The organism is Pseudomonas fjordensis, assembly GCF_976987115.1.
Map to the genome: position 1 here is coordinate 5,158,496 of NZ_OZ336860.1, position 17,858 is coordinate 5,176,353.

Below are 17,858 nucleotides of genomic sequence, written 5' to 3' on the forward strand. Positions count from 1 at the left end.
TGCGCAAACGAAAGTTAAAAACTACGCTTAAAAAACAAACAGGGTCAACAACCCGCGCTATAAAAACTACATTGTAAGATCGAACTTACAGACAACTCTTACAGAAACCCTTACTCCTTATAAAAAACTCCTCCTTAAAAATAATCGATATAAAAAATACAAATCAGCAGTATCCTTCACCACCTATCTAGCGCTTTAATGATCCCGCCCTACCAACAGGGCATCCAATCAATTCTTACAGGAGGTGAAAATGAAAGCTTCAGAAACCACTTCAGTAGTTGAGCCATTCGAACCAAAGCTCAATCACATAACATCCGACGCTGAAGGATTTACTTGGCCACCACTCTCGTGGCCTTAACTAGAGCACGAACGCGCCAAGGCCAATGCTTTGGCGCCCTTGCCCAGGAGGAGTGAACATGACGCTTTCCCAACTACCATTTTTGGACATAACCCGTTTTGAAGTACTCTCAGATTCCGAACCGTTTTTGAAACGCTGCGCTCAACAAAACTTCGTTACGCAAAACATAATGCAGGCTAAGTCACTGGCTCGAAACAGCATTGTGTTTTCATTCACTGACAGAGCTGCAAAAAAAACGTTTGAACTGGCGAAACTTACCACCCAAAAACGCTGCATCTTTTGCCCAGTACATGTATTTGAGGCGTCCATAGACAATGCCATTTATGGTTTAGAACAACTCAACAAAAGCAACATCGCACACGCCTTGACAGAACAGAGAAAAATGGTAGAGCTGGTTAACTGCAAGACGCCTCTAAAACTGTCTGGCCCCATGACTCACTCGAACGTAACCCTTTCAAAGGATGCCGTTCCTTATGCTGTTTTTGAAGAAGACTTGCAGGATGATTTCGTTCATTCAGTTGCAGAGCTTTTCGAGGTTCATTTCGCCCATATGAAACCTCAAGATCCCTGTCCGTTTTATGTAGATGGCAATTTTTATGTTGCGGGAGTTCTGACGGTGTGCAGAAAGACGGAGAATGTGAATCGGGCCCTCAAAAACTCACTTGATAGGTTGCTCGAAGAGGTTGCCTCCAAAAAAGCCTTACTCAAAATCAGTGGCAACACGGTCACGTCATTCAAAGTAGATGGCCGGGACTACATAGACCTCATTCAGAACGCGGCGGGGCCCAGGGCTGCGAAGCTCACTGAGTTCGCAATCGGCGTAAACCAGGCAATCACCCCACTGATTGATTTCAAGATCAACTCCCAAATGAACGAAGGCATCAGCGGAGTCCATGTGGCAGTTGGGGATGGAACAACGGGGTATCACATTGACTTCCTATGCCCGGGTGTCGTCGTCCAGTCATCATAAAAGTGAGTTGATGCCATCCCCCCTCGGCAGAACTCCTTTCCCACGAAGAACTGTGGGAATCATAAGACGAACGTAGGATCGTCGTAGGACGCAGCTTACTTTGCAGTAAGCGCCTTGCTCCGCTGCCTACGCTTACGTCAGAATCCGCCGGCTTGTGCGCCTCGGTGGCGGTCTCTAAGGTTTGACGGTCGCTGAATTTCTCGGTGATCGGGTTTAGTAGCCCGAGTTCGGTCACTCTAAGTGCATAAGTCTGCCCGCGTTAATGGCGGCTGTGCGTAGGGCACTTTCGGGTGCGCCGGCTTTGAGTGTCCACCGGTCTACTAACCTGCGTACAGTTGCCACCCTCGTTTAGTAGCGATACGGCGGCAGCCCATTCCAGGATGCTCTAATGATCAAACAAATCGATACGCCGCCAACCACCCTCTTCACGCTCATCCCCGGTATCTCCACCGAAACCCTACTGGCCAACAGCTACGAAACCGTCTGCTCCGTCAGCACCCTGCTGCTCGACCTGTCCGATGACCTCACCGGCAAACACCGTGATGTAGCCCTGGCCATTCATCAATTGAGCGAGCTGAGCGTATTGTTGGTGGGCAAGGCCATGGACCAGCACACACCACGCTGCTGAAGCAATACACGATCCCTGTGGGAGCTGGCTTGCCTGCGATAGCCATAGGTATCTACACAACTTTGTGGGTTGTAACAGCAGACGGTAACCACGATGCGAAGCGAGCGGCTCTTGATCTTGACCTGCTTTTGATCTTGATCTCAGGCGCCCCGTTAAACCACGCTGGCCGAACGCAGGCTTGAATTCGTGGGTAACCCGGCAGGACGCCGGGTTAGCCGCCCCGCGCCATGGATGGCGCGTGGCGGCGGCCCACGGATTCAAGCCTGTGTTCGGGCACACCGAGCCTAAGCGAGGTGCCGAGTGGTGGGGCAAGAGCGTTTTGCTTACTTTTGACTGGGCCGGCATTCCGGCTTTTCAAAAGTGAGCCGCCGTCAGGGCCATCCCTTTCAAGGTCTTCGGTAAAATCCCCTGAAATTTCATTCAGGGATCCCAAACGATGTGGGCCGATGTTCTAGCGCGTTTCGAGAAAAAAGCACCTGCCAGCGTCATGGCCAAATTGGCGCTGGAACAAGCTATTGCCCCTGAGTGGGTCGATCAGGTCTTCGAAGAACATCGGCAACGGCAGTATTCTCGTGAACTACTGTTCTCGACCATAATCAAGCTGATGTCCCTTGTTTCATTGGGCTTGAAGCCATCCCTGCACGCCGCCGCGCGGCAACTGGAAGATCTCCCTGTCAGCTTGGCGGCGCTTTACGACAAGATCAGTCGTACCGAACCCGCGCTGTTGCGCGCTCTGGTCACCGGTAGTGCGCAACGACTGACTCCAACCATCAAAGAACTGGGCTGCACGACGATGCTGCCGGACTGGCAGGTTCGCGTGGTAGACGGCAATCACCTGGCATCCACTGAGAAGCGTCTGGGGGCTTTACGCCAGGAGCGAGGTGCGGCTCGTCCCGGTTTTTCGGTAGTGGTCTACGATCCTGATCTCGATCAGGTCATCGACCTTCAGGCATGTGAGGATGCCTACGCCAGCGAGCGCGTTTGCGTGTTGCCTCTGTTGGCTAATGCTGAACCGGGCCAGGTGTGGCTGGCTGACCGACTCTACTGCACGCTTCCGGTAATGGAAGCTTGTGAGCAGGTCCAGACGTCCTTTGTCATTCGCCAGCAAGCCAAACATCCACGCCTGATTCAAGAGGGTGAGTGGCAAGAACCCGTGCCTGTGGAAACAGGCTCTGTGCGTGAGCAGATCATCCAGGTCAGAGGCGGTTACCAATGTCGGCGCGTCGAACTGACGCTTCATTCGCCAACAGACTCGGGTGACAGCAGCTTGATGTTCTGGAGCAACTTGCCTGAAAGCGTCAGCGCTGAGCAGATCGCGCAACTCTATCGCCGCCGCTGGAGCATTGAAGGTATGTTCCAGCGACTGGAAGCGATCCTGGAAAGTGAAATCGAAACTCTCGGCAGCCCAAAGGCCGCCTTGCTCGGGTTCACTACGGCAGTGTTGGCCTACAACGTCCTGGCCGTACTCAAGCGAAGCGTGGAGCAAGCCCATCGGGAGACCCAGCCTGATGGCTGGGAAGCCTCGATCTATCACTTGGCGGTCCAGGTCAGGAGTGGTTATGAGGGAATGCAGATTGCACTGCCCTCGGAATATCTTCCCGCCATCCCTGTGGAAAAGTTGGCCCAGCGCTTGTTGGAGCTGGCTAGAAACATCCAACCCAAACAAGTTGCGAAAAGTCCCCGCGGCCCCAAGGTGCCTAAACCCAAGACATGGGTGCAAGGCACGGCGGTGAATGCGCATGTTTCAACGGACAGGGTAATCAAGGCTGCCAAAACGAAAAGACCTTGAAAGGGATGGCCGTCAGGGCGGAACCCTAAGTGGCCGTTACCTAAATAATGGATATGTACCCGGTCCAACTGTGTTGACTGTTAGGCCGTCTTCGCAGGCAAGCCAGCTCCCACAATTGGATCGTGGGGTGTCAGATAGATAGGCGTCGGCTATCCGGTCGTCACGGGAGCAAGCTCCCTCGCCACAGGTCCAGCGTCGCACCAAAGTTGTGTAGATACCTATGCTGCGATAGCGGTGTATCAGGCAACCCCCTCATTGACTGACACAACGCTATCCCAGGCAAGCCCCACATTTTCGACCGTGCCCGCTTCACACCCTCGCCGCCGTGCCCGGCCCCTGCTAGATTGGTCATTCTCTTAGATGCCAGGGAAGCACCATGGGCCATTCACTGAAAATCCTGGGCCGCACCTCCTCCATCAACGTGCGCAAAGTACTCTGGACCTGCCAGGAGCTGGGCATCGACTATGTGCGCGAAGACTGGGGCATCGGTTTCAAGCCTACCCAATCCACCGATTTCCTCGCCTTGAACCCCAACGCCCAGGTGCCGGTGCTGATCGACGACCATGGCGTGCTGTGGGAGTCCAATACCATCTGCCGCTACCTTGTCGGCCTCTATCAGCGCCATGACTTGCTACCCGCTGAGCCTGCCTTGCGTGCACGGGTCGAACAGTGGATGGACTGGCAGGCCACCGAACTCAACCCTTCGTGGGGCTATGCGTTCCACGCACTGGTGCGTCAAAACCCGGACTATCAGGACCCGCAACGCATCCAGGCGGGCGTGCAGGCCTGGAATGACAAGATGGCCTTGCTGGAACAACAGTTGACCAAGACCGGCTCCTATGTGTCCGGCGAAGAGTTCACCCTCGCCGATATTCCGATCGGCCTTTCGGTACACCGCTGGAAAATGACGCCCATGGAGCATCCGCCCTACCCTGCAGTCGCAGCCTACTATCAACGCCTCAGCCAGCACGCTGGTTTCCAGGCCTTCGCCCTCGACGGCCATAACTAAGCGGGCTATTCAGCTATAGGCCGATGGTCATCACCATCGGTCTGAAAATTACCCTACCTGTCATATCTGACAGTAGATCTGTTTTGCACCTTCGCCTATTCATAAACCAGAGCAAGGGCAATGCCTTGCTCATCCCTGAATATGGAGAAGCAGTCATGAGCAAGAAGATTGGTGAGAACGACAAAATTTCCGGAGTCATCGATGAATGGGGTGAGCCCTTTGTCACGTCCTTCGTCGCCCATTTGAACGGAGAGTCAGGGTTCAATTCGACAGTCGGAATCATGTCCGGCTCCGGCTTGATAAAAATGAGCATCGACCAGAATATCAAGGCAGGTGAGACCTACGACATCGATGCAACGGGGAGTGATAAAAAAGTAAGGCTTGAGTTTGACGACACGCGACAAGGCGAGTCCGGCAACTATATGGCAACCAGTGGCAAATTTACCGTATTGCAACTGCAAGGCAATATTCTGTCAGCGTCCCTCCACTTTGAGGCGCAAAACGCGCAAGACCATCAAAAGAAGATGAGCTTCACCCAAGGCGCTTATAAGGTTGAGGACTTCAAGCACGACTAGAACACCCTCGCAACGGGGAAGGTATTACTCCCGCCAGAAGCTGCCTGCCGATAGCAACCTTCGGCAGGCAGCCTTCGCGCGATAAACCTCTGAAACAGAGTCGCCGTGCGCAATTAATCGGCGAATGTACGGGCTACCGCCCGCAACTTAACAAACCCCGATTTCCGTTAGCCAGCTAAGATTCCAGGTGACTGCCTATGGAATTTACTCATGTCCACACTCCCCGCCTCCGCCACAGACACCCTCGCCCCCCACCGTGCCGCCCACATCAGCGCCCGCATCGACCGCCTGCCCGCCGTCGCCACTATTTGGCGCTTGGTGGCATTGCTCTCCATCGGCGGCTTTTTCGAGCTGTATGACCTGTTCCAAACCGCCTATATCAGCCCTGGCCTGATCAGCGACGGGATTTTTCATACCGGCAGCGAAGGTGTGTTCGGCTTCTCGGACCAGGCCGCGTTCGCCTCGGCCACATTCCTGGGCCTGTTCCTTGGGGCCAGCCTGCTCAGCCCCATCGCCGACCGCTTCGGGCGCCGCGCGATCTTCACCTTTGCGTTGGTCTGGTACACGGTGGCCACCGTGTTGATGGGCATTCAAACCTCGGCCGTGGGCATCATTTGCATGCGCTTTCTGGTGGGCATTGGCCTGGGTATCGAACTGGTGACCATCGATGCCTACCTCTCGGAACTGGTGCCCAAGCGCATGCGCAGTTCGGCATTTGCCTTTGCATTTTCTATCCAGTTTCTGTCGGTGCCGGCCGTGGCCTTGATGTCGTGGTGGCTGGTGCCACAGGCGCCGTTCGGTATCGCGGGCTGGCGCTGGGTGGTGCTCTCAAGTGCGGCGTTTGCGCTGTTTATCTGGCAACTGCGCAAGCGCCTGCCGGAGTCACCGCGCTGGCTTGCACAACAGGGCCGCTTCGAAGAGGCCGACACGATCTTGAACAACCTGGAGGCACGCTGCCAAAAGGATCACGGCAAGCCGCTGGACGAGCCGGAGCCCGAAGCGATCAGCGTGCAAGGCAGTGGCCGTTTCGCCGATATCTGGCAGCCGCCCTACCGTCGCCGCGCCTTGATGCTGATCGTGTTTCATGTATTCCAGGCCATCGGCTTCTTCGGCTTTGGCAACTGGCTGCCGGCCTTGCTCTCGGGCCAGGGTGTCAGCGTGACCCACAGCCTGCTCTATGCCTTCATCATCACCCTCGCCTACCCGCTGGGCCCGCTGTTGTTCGTCAAGGTGGCCAACCGCTTTGAAAACAAATGGCAGATTGTCGGCTCGGCCATGGGGGCAGTGATCTTCGGCAGCCTGTTTGCCCTGCAAACCACGGCGTTAGGGCTGATTTTCTGCGGGGTGATGATCACCTTCTGCAACGCCTGGCTGAGCTTCAGTTATCACTCCTACCAGAGCGAATTATTCCCCACCAATATCCGTGCACGGGCGGTGGGGTTCTGTTATTCGTTCAGCCGTTTATCCACGGTGTTCAGCAGTTTGTTGATCGGTTTTATCCTCGAACACCTGGGCACGCCGGGTGTGTTGGCGTTTATCGCCAGCAGCATGTTGATCGTGATGATTACCATCAGTTGGTTCGGGCCACGCACGCGCAACCTGGCGCTGGAGAACATCGCTCACTGACGGCAACGGTTGGCCGCATAAGGAGAAGGCTTGCCGCGCCGACGACTCCCGCCCCAGTAAACACTGGGGTCCGGCACCCGGCACAGTATTTGCTCCAGCTGTCGCACGTCTGTTTTCATAGGTGACCGATCATGCTGGTTAACAACTCTCAAGCGGCGTCAAACGTGCAACAGATCACGCGACCCGACATGGACCCCGCCAACGCCGCCGCCAGTGCGCTGTACAGCGGCGCTTTGCAGGCTGCGCAACACAGCGTTACAGTGCCGGCCGCGCAGAGGGAATTGGACAAGGCCAGCGATCGCATCGACGAAGCCTTCGCCAAGACCCGCGTGCAGTTACAGGCCACGACTAACGGGGCGCGTGCCGAGTTCACCGAATACATGAGCAAATCCCCAGCCGAACGTATTCGTGAACAGTTGCTCAGGGAACAAGGGCTGACCGAAGAACAAGTGCAGGCAATGCCCCAGGAAAAACAAGACGCCATCGCCAAACAAGTGGCCGAGCGCTTGAAGGAGCAGCAACAGCAGCAGGTAGCGGCGAAGGCCACTGCTTCGCCAGCCCAGACACTGAAAGAAACCTTGGCCGCGATCTGAGCCACACAGCAGAGCAACTGTGGGAGCGGGCTTGCTCGCGAAAGCAGAGTGCCAGTCACTGATAAGTTGGCTGAAGCACCGCATTCGCGAGCAAGCCCGCTCCCACACTTGGACCTTTTTTACATGGGATCAGCTCAGTGTTCAGTTATTGCAATTGCAACGTCGAATTGAACTGACTGATCGCATCCACCACATGCCGTGACCCTTCCTGGATCTCGAGGATCACCTGCCCCGCCTCGTTCGCCAACTCCACGCCCAGGCCCGTGCGGCTCAAACTCGACTGCATGCTCGACACTGCGCTCAGCGACAGGTCGTGGTTCTTGCGTACCACGTCCACGATCTCAACGGTGGCCTGGCTGGTGCGTGCGGCGAGGCTGCGCACTTCATCGGCCACCACCGCAAACCCACGCCCGTGCTCGCCCGCGCGCGCGGCTTCAATTGCCGCATTCAGGGCCAGCATGTTGGTTTGTTCGGCAATGCTGCGGATGGTTTGCACGATGGCACCGATGATGTCCGACTGCTTGCTCACCGCATCAATGCTCTGCGCCGCCTGGTTAAGGTCGTGGGACATGGCTTCAATGATCTGCACCGTTTGCTGCACCACCTGCGAGCCCTTGCGGGCGCAGGCATCGTTCTGTACCGAAGTGGCGTGGGCCGAGTCGGCGGCCGTGCGCAGGGTGCTGACTTGCTCGGTGATATCGCTGGCGAACTTCACCACTTTGTACAAGCGCCCATGCGTATCGAAGATGGGGTTGTAAGAGGCTTCCAGAAACAGGGTCTTGCCGTATTTGTTTTTACGTTCGAAGCGGTGGGAGTGAAACTCACCGCGATTGAGTGAAGCCCAAAACGCCTTATACGCCGGGGACTCCACTTCGCTGCGGTGGCAAAACATGCTGTGATGCTGGCCGATGATTTCTTCGCGCGTGTACTGCACCGTGCGCAGGAAGTTGTCGTTGGCATTGAGGATCTGGCCCTGTGGCGTGAATTCGATCACCGCCATGGAACGACTGATGGCGTCGATCAGACTTTGGTTTTCGTGTTCGTGATGGACCCGTGCGGAAATATCCGCCGCCACCTTGATCACACTGCGTACCTGATGGTCGCTGTCCAGCACTGGCAAGTAGCTGGCTTCCAGCCACACTTGCTCACCGCGCTTGTTAAGGCGCATGAAGGTGCCGCTGAGCGCCTCGCCTCGCGCCAGGTCGCGCCACAACTGGTGGTAGGCATCGGTGTGGGTATACGCCTCCTCGCAAAACAGACGGTGATGTTTGCCACGGATCTCCTCGACGCCGTAGCCCATGGTTTGGCAAAAACGTTCGTTGGCATTCAGGATCACTCCCGTGCGGTCGAACTCGATCATCGCCATGGAGCGGCTGATGGCGGCAAGCTTGGCGTTGGCTTCGGTGAGGGCACAGGAAAAACGCTGGATTTCTTGCAGGTCGGATTTGTGCTGGCGGTTGAACATGGTCAGATCACCCTAGATTCCCGGCGCCTGGAGGGCGCATTCCATTCATACGTTGGATATTTCTGGTACACCTGCATGGGGAAATAACCATTGGAAACGCTTTATCGGCCAAGCGTCGTTAACGGTTCTGGGTGAGCATAGACAGGCCTTGGCACTCTGCAAGGCCACTAATCCGCCAGCATTGCTGCTCAGGGATGACCAAGGGGCTTAAAGACAGCCTGCTGCACATCGACTTTTTTCGGAATCAGGCCGTTGGCAAAAAACAGGTCGGCGGTGCGTTGCTGGTTGGCAATGTCGATGGCCTCCAAGGGGCGGATCGGTTCAGGGGAGCGATGTTCAAAGTAGCTTTTGACCACCGCCGGTTGCAGCCCCAAAGTGCCGGCCATCAGCGCGATGCTCGTGTCGGGCTGATCCAGCGACAGGCGCTGGGCCTTGCCTAGTGTCTGGATAATCGTGGCGATGGCCTCGGGGTGCTGCTTGGCAAACGGGTGGTTGACCACAAAGAAACTGCCCGCAGGGTTCAACCCTTGCCCATCCCCCAGCACGCGTGCCGAGCCGTCGATCACGGCGGCCGAGTAGTACGGGTCCCACACCACCCAAGCGTCCACCTTGCCTTGTTCGAATGCGGCACGGCCGTCGGAAGGCGACAGGTACACCACGTTCACATCCTTCCACTGCAACCCGGCGCGCAGCAGGCTCTTGAGGAACAAGTTGTGTGCACTGGAGCCTTTGAGCAACGCCACGCGTTTGCCCTTGAGTTCGGCCACGATCTGCACGGTACTGGCCTTGGGCACCAGCACCGCTTCGGTCTTGCCCTCGTTAGGCTCGACGGCGAAGTATTGCAAGTCGATCCCGGCCGCCTGGGCGAAGATCGGCGGGATATCGCCAATGTTGCCGATGTCCAGGCTGCCGGCGTTGAGCGCTTCGATCAGCGGCGGGCCGCCGAGAAATTCGGTCCACTGCACCTGGGTGCCGGGCAGCGCTGCTTCAAAAAGCTTGTGCTCACGGGCGAGCACCATGCTGACCGAGCTTTTCTGGTAGCCGATGCGCAGTGTCGAAGGTTCGGCCGCCAAGCTGGGCTGTGCCAATACCGCCAATGCCAGCAGCGCGCCGCCCAGCAGGTGTTTGATTGCTTTCATAAGTTGCCTCTTGGTGGTTCGATTCACAACAGGTTCAGAGTGGGCACAGCCAGGGCGGGAGGTGCATGGATTTCAGGGCCGGTAACAGGCGATGTCTTCGGCGTGAGCACGGGAGTTGAGGGGGCGGTGCAAGCGGCGCCGGACATAGTGGCTCCTTCTTAATAGGTTGCGGGGTATGTCCGGTGTTCCGGTGAAGCGATCCTAACAAGGCGGCTTATGCTTTAATAATACTTAAAGCGTATTTTTATATAACCATATGCAAGTCCCGCAGAGGCTACAATGCGCGCCTCGCCCTCTGAGTGGTTTTGACATGCACATCGAACGGCTGGCGCCGCCGCTATGGCCCTTACTGAATAAGTTTTACCGCAGCCATGACTCGTCGATGAAGGCACTCAAGGACGGGCAATTGTGGGTGGCGCGCGACAGCGAGATTGTGGCCGGTTTGTGCCTGAGCCCGGTGGTGGGTGGGCAGTGGCTCACGGGGGTGTTTGTGGCGCCGACTCATCGTGGCCAGGGGCTGGCGGCTCGATTGATCGGCGAGGCCGTGGCGAGTTCTGAGGGGACGGTTTGGTTGCTGTGCCATCCGGACCTGGAAGGGTTGTATCAGGGGATGGGGTTCAGCCAGGACACGGTTTTGCCGCAATCGTTGAGTGAACGGCTGGTGCGCTACAAGCGCAATAAGCCGATGATTGCGATGGGGCTCAACCCAGTCCTGAATAAACGCTGATCCCATGTGGGAGCGGGCTTGCTCGCGAAGGCGGTGGGCCAGTCGACATCTTCAGTGACTGACACTGCGCATTCGCGAGCAAGCCCGCTCCCACCTTGTTGATCGGCGTTATGGCCAGAGTTATTCGTCGGCCGTTGGGTCCAGCTCCGGGAACATCACTTCAATAAATCCGAATTTGCTGAAGTCGGTGATGCGCGACGGGTACAGCCGGCCGATCAAATGGTCGCACTCATGCTGCACCACCCGCGCATGGAAGCCGTCGGCAAAGCGTACGATCGGCTCGCCTTTGGGGTCGAACCCTTCGTAGCGGATCTGCTGGTAACGGTTCACGGCGCCGCGCAGGCCGGGCACCGACAGGCAACCTTCATAGCCCTCTTCCAGCACCGGGCTGAGCGGTGTGATCAGCGGGTTGATCAGGATGGTCTGCGGCACCGGTGGCGCGTCCGGGTAGCGTTCGCTGGCTTCGAAACCGAAGATCACCAGTTGCAGGTCCACGCCAATCTGCGGCGCGGCCAGGCCAACGCCGCCCACGTGCTCCATGGTCTGGAACATATCGTCGATCAGTTGCCACAACTCAGGGCTGTCGAACATTTCCGGCGGCACCGGCGGGGCGATACGCAGCAGGCGCTCGTCGCCCATTTTCAGGATTTCACGGATCATTGCTCAGGCTCGGTCATGGGCTTGGAGTGGTCCCGGCCTAGGCCAGAGACGTGTTGTTTTTCATCGGTGTGGCCCGGCTCGCCTATTTCCTTCTCACCAGGGTCCTTGCCCTCGGCAGACATGTGTTCGATCACGGCGTTCATCTCTGCGCCCAGCAACAGTACGGCGGCAGAGATGTAGAAATACAGGAGCAAGACAATGATCGCGCCGATGCTGCCATACATGGCGTTGTAGTCCGCGAAGGTTTTGACGTAGTAGCCAAAGCCCAGGGAGGCGACGATCCATACCACCACGGCCAAGACGGAGCCTGGGGTGATAAAGCGAAATTCCTGCTCCACGTCCGGCATCACGTAGTACATGAGGGCCACGGCGAACATCAACAAGATCACAATCAGCGGCCAGCGCAGGATGGTCCACAGCGTGACCACGAATTCCTGCATGCCGATCTGCCCGGCCAGCCACTCCATCACTTGCGGGCCCAACACCATCAGCGCGGCGGCGGCCAGCAGCATGCCGGCGATGCCCACGGTGTAGAAGATCGACAGCGGAAAACGCTTCCAGATCGGCCGCCCTTCAACCACGTCGTAGGCGGCGTTCATGGCGCTCATCATCAGGCGCACGCCCGCAGAGGCCGTCCACAGCGCGATGACGATACCCACCGAGAGCAAGCCACCCTTGGACTGCTGCAACTGGTCGATCACCGGGTTGACCTGTTCCAGCGCCTGGGGAGGCAACACCAGCTCCGATTGCAGGCGCAGCCAACTGAAGAAGTCCGGCAGGTGCAGGAAGCCGATCAGGGCAATGAGGAACAGCAGGAACGGAAACAACGAGAACAGCATCTGGTAGGCCAGTGCCGAGGCGTAGGTAGGCATCTCGTCATCGACGAATTCCTTGATGGTGCGTACCAGCACCTTGTGCAGCTTGAGACCATCGAGTACCGGAAAAAGCATAGCGTCTCCTTTCGCCGCAAAGAGGTTGAGTTCGTGGGCGACTCAGGGGCCGTTTTCTACATCAAAGTAGCCCATTTGGCGACTTTGAAACAATTTCGAAAGTTTAGTTGCACCACCGGATACAAAAACGGCCATCCGTGGATGGCCGTCGGGCTGCTGGGGGCTGCCCGCCAGGACGTGTTACTCAGTGGCTTTTTTCACTGCGTCCTTGGTCTTGCCCACTGCCTGCTGCGCTTCGCCTTTTTTCTCTTGGATCACGCCTTCAGCACGCAGTTTGTCGTTGTCTGTGACTTTACCGACGCCTTGCTTGATGTTACCCACAGCTTCGTTCGCCAAGCCCTTTACCTTATCGGAAGTGCTGCTCATGGTATTACTCCTGATAACAATCAAATGGTTTTTGGTCACTACGTAGCGGTTGACCTGAAGCGCAGCGCCGGAGTTTCAATTATTTTTGCGCAAGCATTTCATCGAAAGCGGCAGGTTGGGCTTTATGTTTTGCAGCCAACCCATGAGAATGCCCGGCACATTCAGGCTGCAACGCTGAATAACAGATCCCGTAGGAAGGTTATGAAACTCAATAAAGCACAGGCCATTGCCCGCAGAAACCAGGAACTGGGCGGTGCCGTACTCGGCGTCAACAACTGCCACTTCACCGACCTGGACCGCAAACGCAACATCTGGTGGTTCGACCTGCCGGTGGGGCGCATTGCCTTGGGCCAGTACGAGTGGATCCACCTGTTGATGCACAACGCCGACACCGACCAGTTGCTGCACCTGAAGGTGCCGACCGTGTTCCTGCGTGAAAAACTCGAAGGGCTGGTGGTGCGCAATGCGGGCAAGCGCAAGCCGGAGATTACCCTGGAGCTAAGCGCGGATAAGGACTCGTTCTTGAAAGATGTTCGCCCCGCCGGTGCGGGTGTGAGCTTCGCGCAGTTCGCCCTGTAAAAACCGTGCGGGCTGCCCTGACAGGCTCTTTGTAGGAGCGAGCTTGCTCGCGAAAAACTCACAGGCACCGCGTTTATCCAGCAAGCACGCGTTACCGTTGACGTTTTTCGCGAGCAAGCTCGCTCCTACATAAAAAACCCCGCATCAGCGGGGTTTTTTATGGGTTACTTTTTGAGGCCTAGCTTCTTAAGCTCTTCATCACGCAATTCACGCCGCAAGATCTTGCCCACGTTGGTGGTCGGCAACGCATCACGGAACTCCACGGCCTTGGGCACCTTGTAGCCGGTGACGTTGGCGCGCATGTGTTCCATCACCTGGTCCTTGGTGAGCGTAGCCCCTGGCTTGACCACGATGAACAGCTTGATGTGCTCACCGGATTTTTCATCCGGCACGCCGATGGCCGCACACTGCAGCACGCCCGGCAGGCCCGCGAGCACGTCTTCCAGCTCGTTGGGGTAGACGTTGAAACCGGAGACCAGAATCATGTCCTTCTTGCGGTCGACGATACGCATGTAGCCGTCTGGCTGGATGATCGCGATGTCGCCGGTCTTCAGCCAGCCCTCGCTGTCGAGCATCTCGTCGGTGGCGTCCTGGCGCTGCCAGTAGCCCTTCATCACTTGCGGACCTTTCACACACAGCTCGCCGGTTTCACCCAGTGCAAGCTCGGTGCCGTCGTCGGCGATGACTTTACACGCGGTGGAAGGCACCGGAATGCCAATGGTGCCGATCTGGATGTGCTGGATCGGGTTGACCGTGGCCACCGGGCTGGTTTCGGTCATGCCGTAACCTTCGCAGATCGCGCAGCCGGTCACCGCCTTCCAACGCTCCGCCGCAGCCAGTTGCAACGCCATGCCGCCCGACAGGGTGACCTTCAGCGCAGAGAAGTCCAGCTTGCGGAAACCTTCGTTGTTGCACAGTGCCACGAACAGGGTGTTGAGGCCGACGAAGCCGCTGAACTTCCACTTCGACAGTTCCTTGACCATCGCCGGCAGGTCGCGCGGGTTGCTGATCAGGATGTTGTGGTTGCCGATCAGCATCATCGCCATGCAATGAAAGGTGAAGGCATAGATGTGGTACAGCGGCAGCGGCGTGATCAGGATCTCGCAGCCTTCGTTGAGGTTGGAGCCCATCAGCGCCTTGCATTGCAGCATGTTGGCGACGAGGTTGCGGTGGGTCAGCATCGCGCCCTTGGCCACGCCGGTGGTACCGCCGGTGTATTGCAACACGGCCACATCGCCGCTGGCCGGGCTGGCATCGTTGACCGGCTGGCCATGGCCCTTGGCGAGTACGTCGTTGAACTTGATGGCCTGAGGCAAGTGATAGGCCGGGACCATTTTCTTCACGTACTTGATCACGCTGTTGATCAGCACGCGCTTGAACGGCGAGAGCAGGTCGGCAACTTCGGTGACGATCACATGCTTGACGGCGGTCTTGGGCACGACTTTTTCAGCCAGGTGCGCCATGTTGGCCAGGCAAACCAGGGCCTTGGCCCCCGAATCATTGAATTGGTGTTCCATTTCCCGCGCGGTGTACAGCGGGTTGGTGTTGACGACGATCAGGCCGGCGCGGATAGCGCCAAATACAGCGACCGGGTATTGCAGAACGTTGGGCAGTTGCACGGCGATTCGATCGCCAGGCTTCAAGTCGGTATGCTGTTGCAGATAGGCGGCGAATGCGCCGGACAATTCGTACAGTTCACCGTAGGTGATGGTCTTGCCCAGGTTGCTGAAAGCCGGTTTGTTAGCGAAGCGCTGGCAGGACTGCTTCAGTACCGCCTGAATATTCGGATACTCGTCTGGATTGATCTGTGCAGCAATCCCGGCGGGGTACTTATCCTTCCAAAAGTCTTCATTCATGGAAGCCCACTCCTCAGCGACGCGAATTCATCATCGCATTTGATGCGATTATTATTGGTGTATGTTTTTAGGTGAGTCTGGCGCTTTCAAGCAGGCCTAGAAGTCACAAAGCGCGCCGAGAGTAGCAGCTTTGCCAAGGGCCGCCTAGAGCCAAAAGAGGGCCCTACAGTCATAAACATGACTCAAGAATATCCAATGGTCACTTTTAGAGCAAAAATTCTATAACGCCAGAAATGGCTCTAGAACAAGCTCTCAAGGGTGCAGAATGACAATGTGGGAGCTGGCTTGCCTGCGATAGCGGTGGCTCAGTCAATTCAACACGTGACTGAAACACTGGTATCGCAGCATAGGTATCTACATAACTTTGTAGGCTGGAGCAGCCAACGGTAACCACGATGCGAAGCGAGCCGCTCTTGATCTTGATCTGCTTGTGATCTTAGGCGCCCCGTCAAACCACGCTGGCCGGAATTCGACAGTGATTTGGGGGGTAAACCGGCAGGGATGCCGGTTTAGCCGCCCCGCGCCATGGATGGCGCGTGGCGGCGGCCCCCCAAATCACTGGCGGATTACGGGCACACCGAGCCCAGGCGAGGTGCCGAGTGGTGGGGCAAGAGCCCTTTGGTTACTTTGGGGCTTTTCCAAAGTGACCCGCCGTCAGGGCGGAACCCTAAGTGGCCGTTACCTAAATAACGGATATGTACCCGGTCCAACTGTGTTGACTGTTAGGCCGCCTTCGCAGGCAAGCCAGCTCCCACATTTTTTGCACCCGGTTTCAATTCAAGCGATGTCGCGCAGCTCCCGGCGCAGAATTTTCCCCACCGGTGTCATCGGCAACGACTCCCTCAACACAATATGCTTGGGCACCTTGTACCCGGTGAAGTTGGCCTTGCAGTACGCCTTCAGTTCCTCAAGGCTCACCCCCTGGGCCCGTGCCACCACGAACAGCTTCACCGCCTCCCCTGTGCGCTCGTCCGGCACGCCGATCACGGCGCAGTTGGCCACGGCCGGGTGGGCCATGATCACGTCTTCGATTTCGTTGGGGTACACGTTGAAACCCGAGACGATGATCAGATCCTTCTTGCGATCCACAATGCTGATGTAGCCATCGGTGTCGATCACCGCAATGTCACCGGTCTTCAACCAGTCATCGGCGTCCAGGGTTTCGGCGGTGGCGGCCGGTTGCTGCCAGTAGCCCTTCATCACTTGCGGGCCCTGGATGCACAACTCGCCACGCTCGCCCAACGGCAGTTCTTGCCCCAGGTCATCCACGACTTTCATCGCCGTACCCGGCACCGGGATGCCCACGGTACCCAGGCGCGACAGGCCGCCGTAGGGGTTGGTACTGGCCACTGGCGAGGTTTCGGTAAGGCCATAGCCTTCGCCGATGGCGCAGCCGGTCAATGCCTTCCAGCGTTCCGCCGTGGCCTTGACCAGGGCAGTGCCGCCGGAGTTGGTGATTTTCAGGTGGGAGAAATCCAGGGTCTTGAAATCCGGGTGGTCCATCAGCGCCACAAACAGTGTGTTCAGCCCCAACAGGCCGGAGAACTGCCACTGCTTGAGTTCCTTGATAAACCCGCCGATGTCCCGTGGGTTGGTGATCAGCACGTTGTGGTTGCCGGAGACCATCATGCACATGCAATTGGCCGTGAATGCATAGATGTGGTACAGCGGCAGCGGTGCAATCATCACCTCCTGCCCTTCCTTGATCAGCGGATGGCCGTCGTCGCCCAGTTGCGACATGCACGCCCGCACCTGCTGCATATTCGCCACCAGGTTGCCGTGGGTGAGCATCGCGCCTTTGGCCAGGCCGGTGGTGCCGCCGGTGTATTGCAGCACGGCGACGTCGTCCAGGGTCACCGGATGACGCGTCACCCCAAGGCCCGCGCCCATGCGCAAGGCGCGCTTGAACGACACTGCCCGCGGCAGGTGGTAGGCCGGAACCATCTTCTTGACTTTGTCGACCACGGTGTTGACCAGCCAGCCTTTGGCGGCAGGCATGAAATCGCCCATCCTGGCTTCGATCAGGTAGTCGATCTCGGTATCGGTGCACACCTCCTGCACCCGCGAACCGAACAGGTTGAGATAGACCAGCGCGCGCACACCGGCGTCCTTGAACTGGTGGCGCATCTCGCGCGGGGTATACAGCGGGTTGGTGTTGACCACGATCAGCCCGGCGCGCAGTGCGCCGAACACCGCCACCGGGTAATGCAGCACGTTGGGCAGCTGCACCGCGATGCGCTCGCCGGGCTTGAGGTCGGTGTGCTGCTGCAGATAACCGGCAAACGCCGCACTCTGGCGTTCAAGCTCGGCGTAGGTGAGGGTAATGCCCATGCTGCTGAATGCCGGACGGTCGGCAAAGGTCTTGCAGGAACGCTCGAACACCTCGATCACCGACTTGTAGGTGCTGAGGTCGATGGCATTGGGGACGCCCGCCGCGCGTTTGTCATTCCAGAAATCAGGTTGCATTATTCTTGTCCTCTATACCTGAGTGTGTCCGGCCGCTGCCATGCAGGTGTGCAGCAATAAGAAGCGGAGCTTTGGGGAAGTTAGCAGCTATGGCCAAACAGG

General features: G+C 57.5%; 16 protein-coding genes and 1 pseudogene. 9 read left to right on the forward strand and 8 right to left on the reverse strand.

All coding sequences use genetic code 11. From position 1 onward, the window contains the following. The first annotated feature begins 416 nt into the window (after positions 1-416). From ACWHXD_RS23525 to ACWHXD_RS23555, 7 genes are all read left to right on the forward strand, one after another. Positions 417-1,328, forward strand: a complete 912-nt coding sequence (locus ACWHXD_RS23525; RefSeq protein WP_138763656.1) for a CgnE/CgnB domain-containing protein — start codon at positions 417-419, stop codon at positions 1,326-1,328. Between the two features lie 388 nt (positions 1,329-1,716). Next, a complete protein-coding gene (locus tag ACWHXD_RS23530; protein ID WP_138763655.1) occupies positions 1,717-1,956 on the forward strand; it encodes a DUF6124 family protein in 240 nt (79 codons plus the stop codon). 487 nt (positions 1,957-2,443) lie between these two features. Next, complete coding sequence (locus ACWHXD_RS23535) at positions 2,444-3,745, forward strand: IS4 family transposase (RefSeq protein ID WP_098952610.1); 1,302 nt, start codon at positions 2,444-2,446, stop codon at positions 3,743-3,745. 376 nt (positions 3,746-4,121) lie between these two features. Beyond that, positions 4,122-4,754: a glutathione S-transferase family protein gene (locus tag ACWHXD_RS23540; RefSeq protein WP_138763576.1), complete on the forward strand. Its 633-nt coding sequence runs from the start codon at positions 4,122-4,124 to the stop codon at positions 4,752-4,754. A gap of 155 nt (positions 4,755-4,909) precedes the next feature. Further along, the gene (locus tag ACWHXD_RS23545) at positions 4,910-5,329 is read left to right on the forward strand and encodes a hypothetical protein (RefSeq protein ID WP_138763575.1); all 420 of its coding nucleotides are present in this window, start codon (positions 4,910-4,912) and stop codon (positions 5,327-5,329) included. 210 nt (positions 5,330-5,539) lie between these two features. Beyond that, the gene (locus tag ACWHXD_RS23550) at positions 5,540-6,955 is read left to right on the forward strand and encodes an MFS transporter (protein WP_138763574.1); all 1,416 of its coding nucleotides are present in this window, start codon (positions 5,540-5,542) and stop codon (positions 6,953-6,955) included. A 131-nt stretch (positions 6,956-7,086) separates the two neighbouring features. Continuing rightward, positions 7,087-7,548 carry a hypothetical protein gene (locus tag ACWHXD_RS23555; RefSeq protein WP_138763573.1) on the forward strand — a complete coding sequence of 154 codons (462 nt, stop codon included), beginning with the start codon at positions 7,087-7,089 and terminating at the stop codon, positions 7,546-7,548. A gap of 145 nt (positions 7,549-7,693) precedes the next feature. On the opposite strand, the gene ACWHXD_RS23560 is transcribed toward ACWHXD_RS23555, so the two are convergent. From ACWHXD_RS23560 to ACWHXD_RS23570, 3 genes and pseudogenes are all read right to left on the reverse strand, one after another. Further along, entirely contained in the window at positions 7,694-8,119 is a 426-nt protein-coding gene (locus ACWHXD_RS23560; RefSeq protein ID WP_371321886.1) for a methyl-accepting chemotaxis protein, read from the reverse strand. A 120-nt stretch (positions 8,120-8,239) separates the two neighbouring features. After that, a pseudogene (locus ACWHXD_RS23565) lies at positions 8,240-9,013 on the reverse strand (PAS domain-containing protein); the annotation flags it as partial. Between the two features lie 188 nt (positions 9,014-9,201). Then, the gene (locus ACWHXD_RS23570) at positions 9,202-10,152 is read right to left on the reverse strand and encodes an aliphatic sulfonate ABC transporter substrate-binding protein (RefSeq protein WP_499084739.1); all 951 of its coding nucleotides are present in this window, start codon (positions 10,150-10,152) and stop codon (positions 9,202-9,204) included. A 310-nt stretch (positions 10,153-10,462) separates the two neighbouring features. Here ACWHXD_RS23570 and ACWHXD_RS23575 point away from each other — a divergent pair, with 310 nt between their 5' ends. Then, positions 10,463-10,879 carry a GNAT family N-acetyltransferase gene (locus ACWHXD_RS23575; RefSeq protein WP_032895582.1) on the forward strand — a complete coding sequence of 139 codons (417 nt, stop codon included), beginning with the start codon at positions 10,463-10,465 and terminating at the stop codon, positions 10,877-10,879. A 120-nt stretch (positions 10,880-10,999) separates the two neighbouring features. Here the strand turns inward: ACWHXD_RS23575 and def are convergent, their stop codons facing one another. The 3 genes from def to ACWHXD_RS23590 form a co-directional block, all read right to left on the reverse strand. Next, positions 11,000-11,539, reverse strand: a complete 540-nt coding sequence (gene def / locus ACWHXD_RS23580) for a peptide deformylase (protein ID WP_003193731.1) — start codon at positions 11,537-11,539, stop codon at positions 11,000-11,002. Beyond that, positions 11,536-12,489 (reverse strand): YihY/virulence factor BrkB family protein, encoded by a 954-nt coding sequence (locus ACWHXD_RS23585; protein ID WP_032895581.1) that lies wholly within the window; start codon positions 12,487-12,489, stop codon positions 11,536-11,538. Before ACWHXD_RS23585 ends, def begins: the two co-directional genes overlap by 4 nt. Positions 12,490-12,669: 180 nt before the next feature. Then, positions 12,670-12,855, reverse strand: coding sequence for a CsbD family protein (locus ACWHXD_RS23590; RefSeq protein WP_003193737.1), 186 nt, complete (start codon positions 12,853-12,855; stop codon positions 12,670-12,672). A gap of 201 nt (positions 12,856-13,056) precedes the next feature. Between ACWHXD_RS23590 and ACWHXD_RS23595 the strand changes: the two genes are divergently transcribed. After that, positions 13,057-13,434 carry a hypothetical protein gene (locus ACWHXD_RS23595; protein ID WP_138763571.1) on the forward strand — a complete coding sequence of 126 codons (378 nt, stop codon included), beginning with the start codon at positions 13,057-13,059 and terminating at the stop codon, positions 13,432-13,434. 164 nt (positions 13,435-13,598) lie between these two features. Here the strand turns inward: ACWHXD_RS23595 and fadD1 are convergent, their stop codons facing one another. After that, entirely contained in the window at positions 13,599-15,290 is a 1,692-nt protein-coding gene (fadD1, locus tag ACWHXD_RS23600; protein WP_032895580.1) for a long-chain-fatty-acid--CoA ligase FadD1, read from the reverse strand. A 777-nt stretch (positions 15,291-16,067) separates the two neighbouring features. After that, entirely contained in the window at positions 16,068-17,756 is a 1,689-nt protein-coding gene (gene fadD2 / locus ACWHXD_RS23605) for a long-chain-fatty-acid--CoA ligase FadD2 (RefSeq protein ID WP_138763569.1), read from the reverse strand. Between the last annotated feature and the right edge of the window lie 102 nt (positions 17,757-17,858).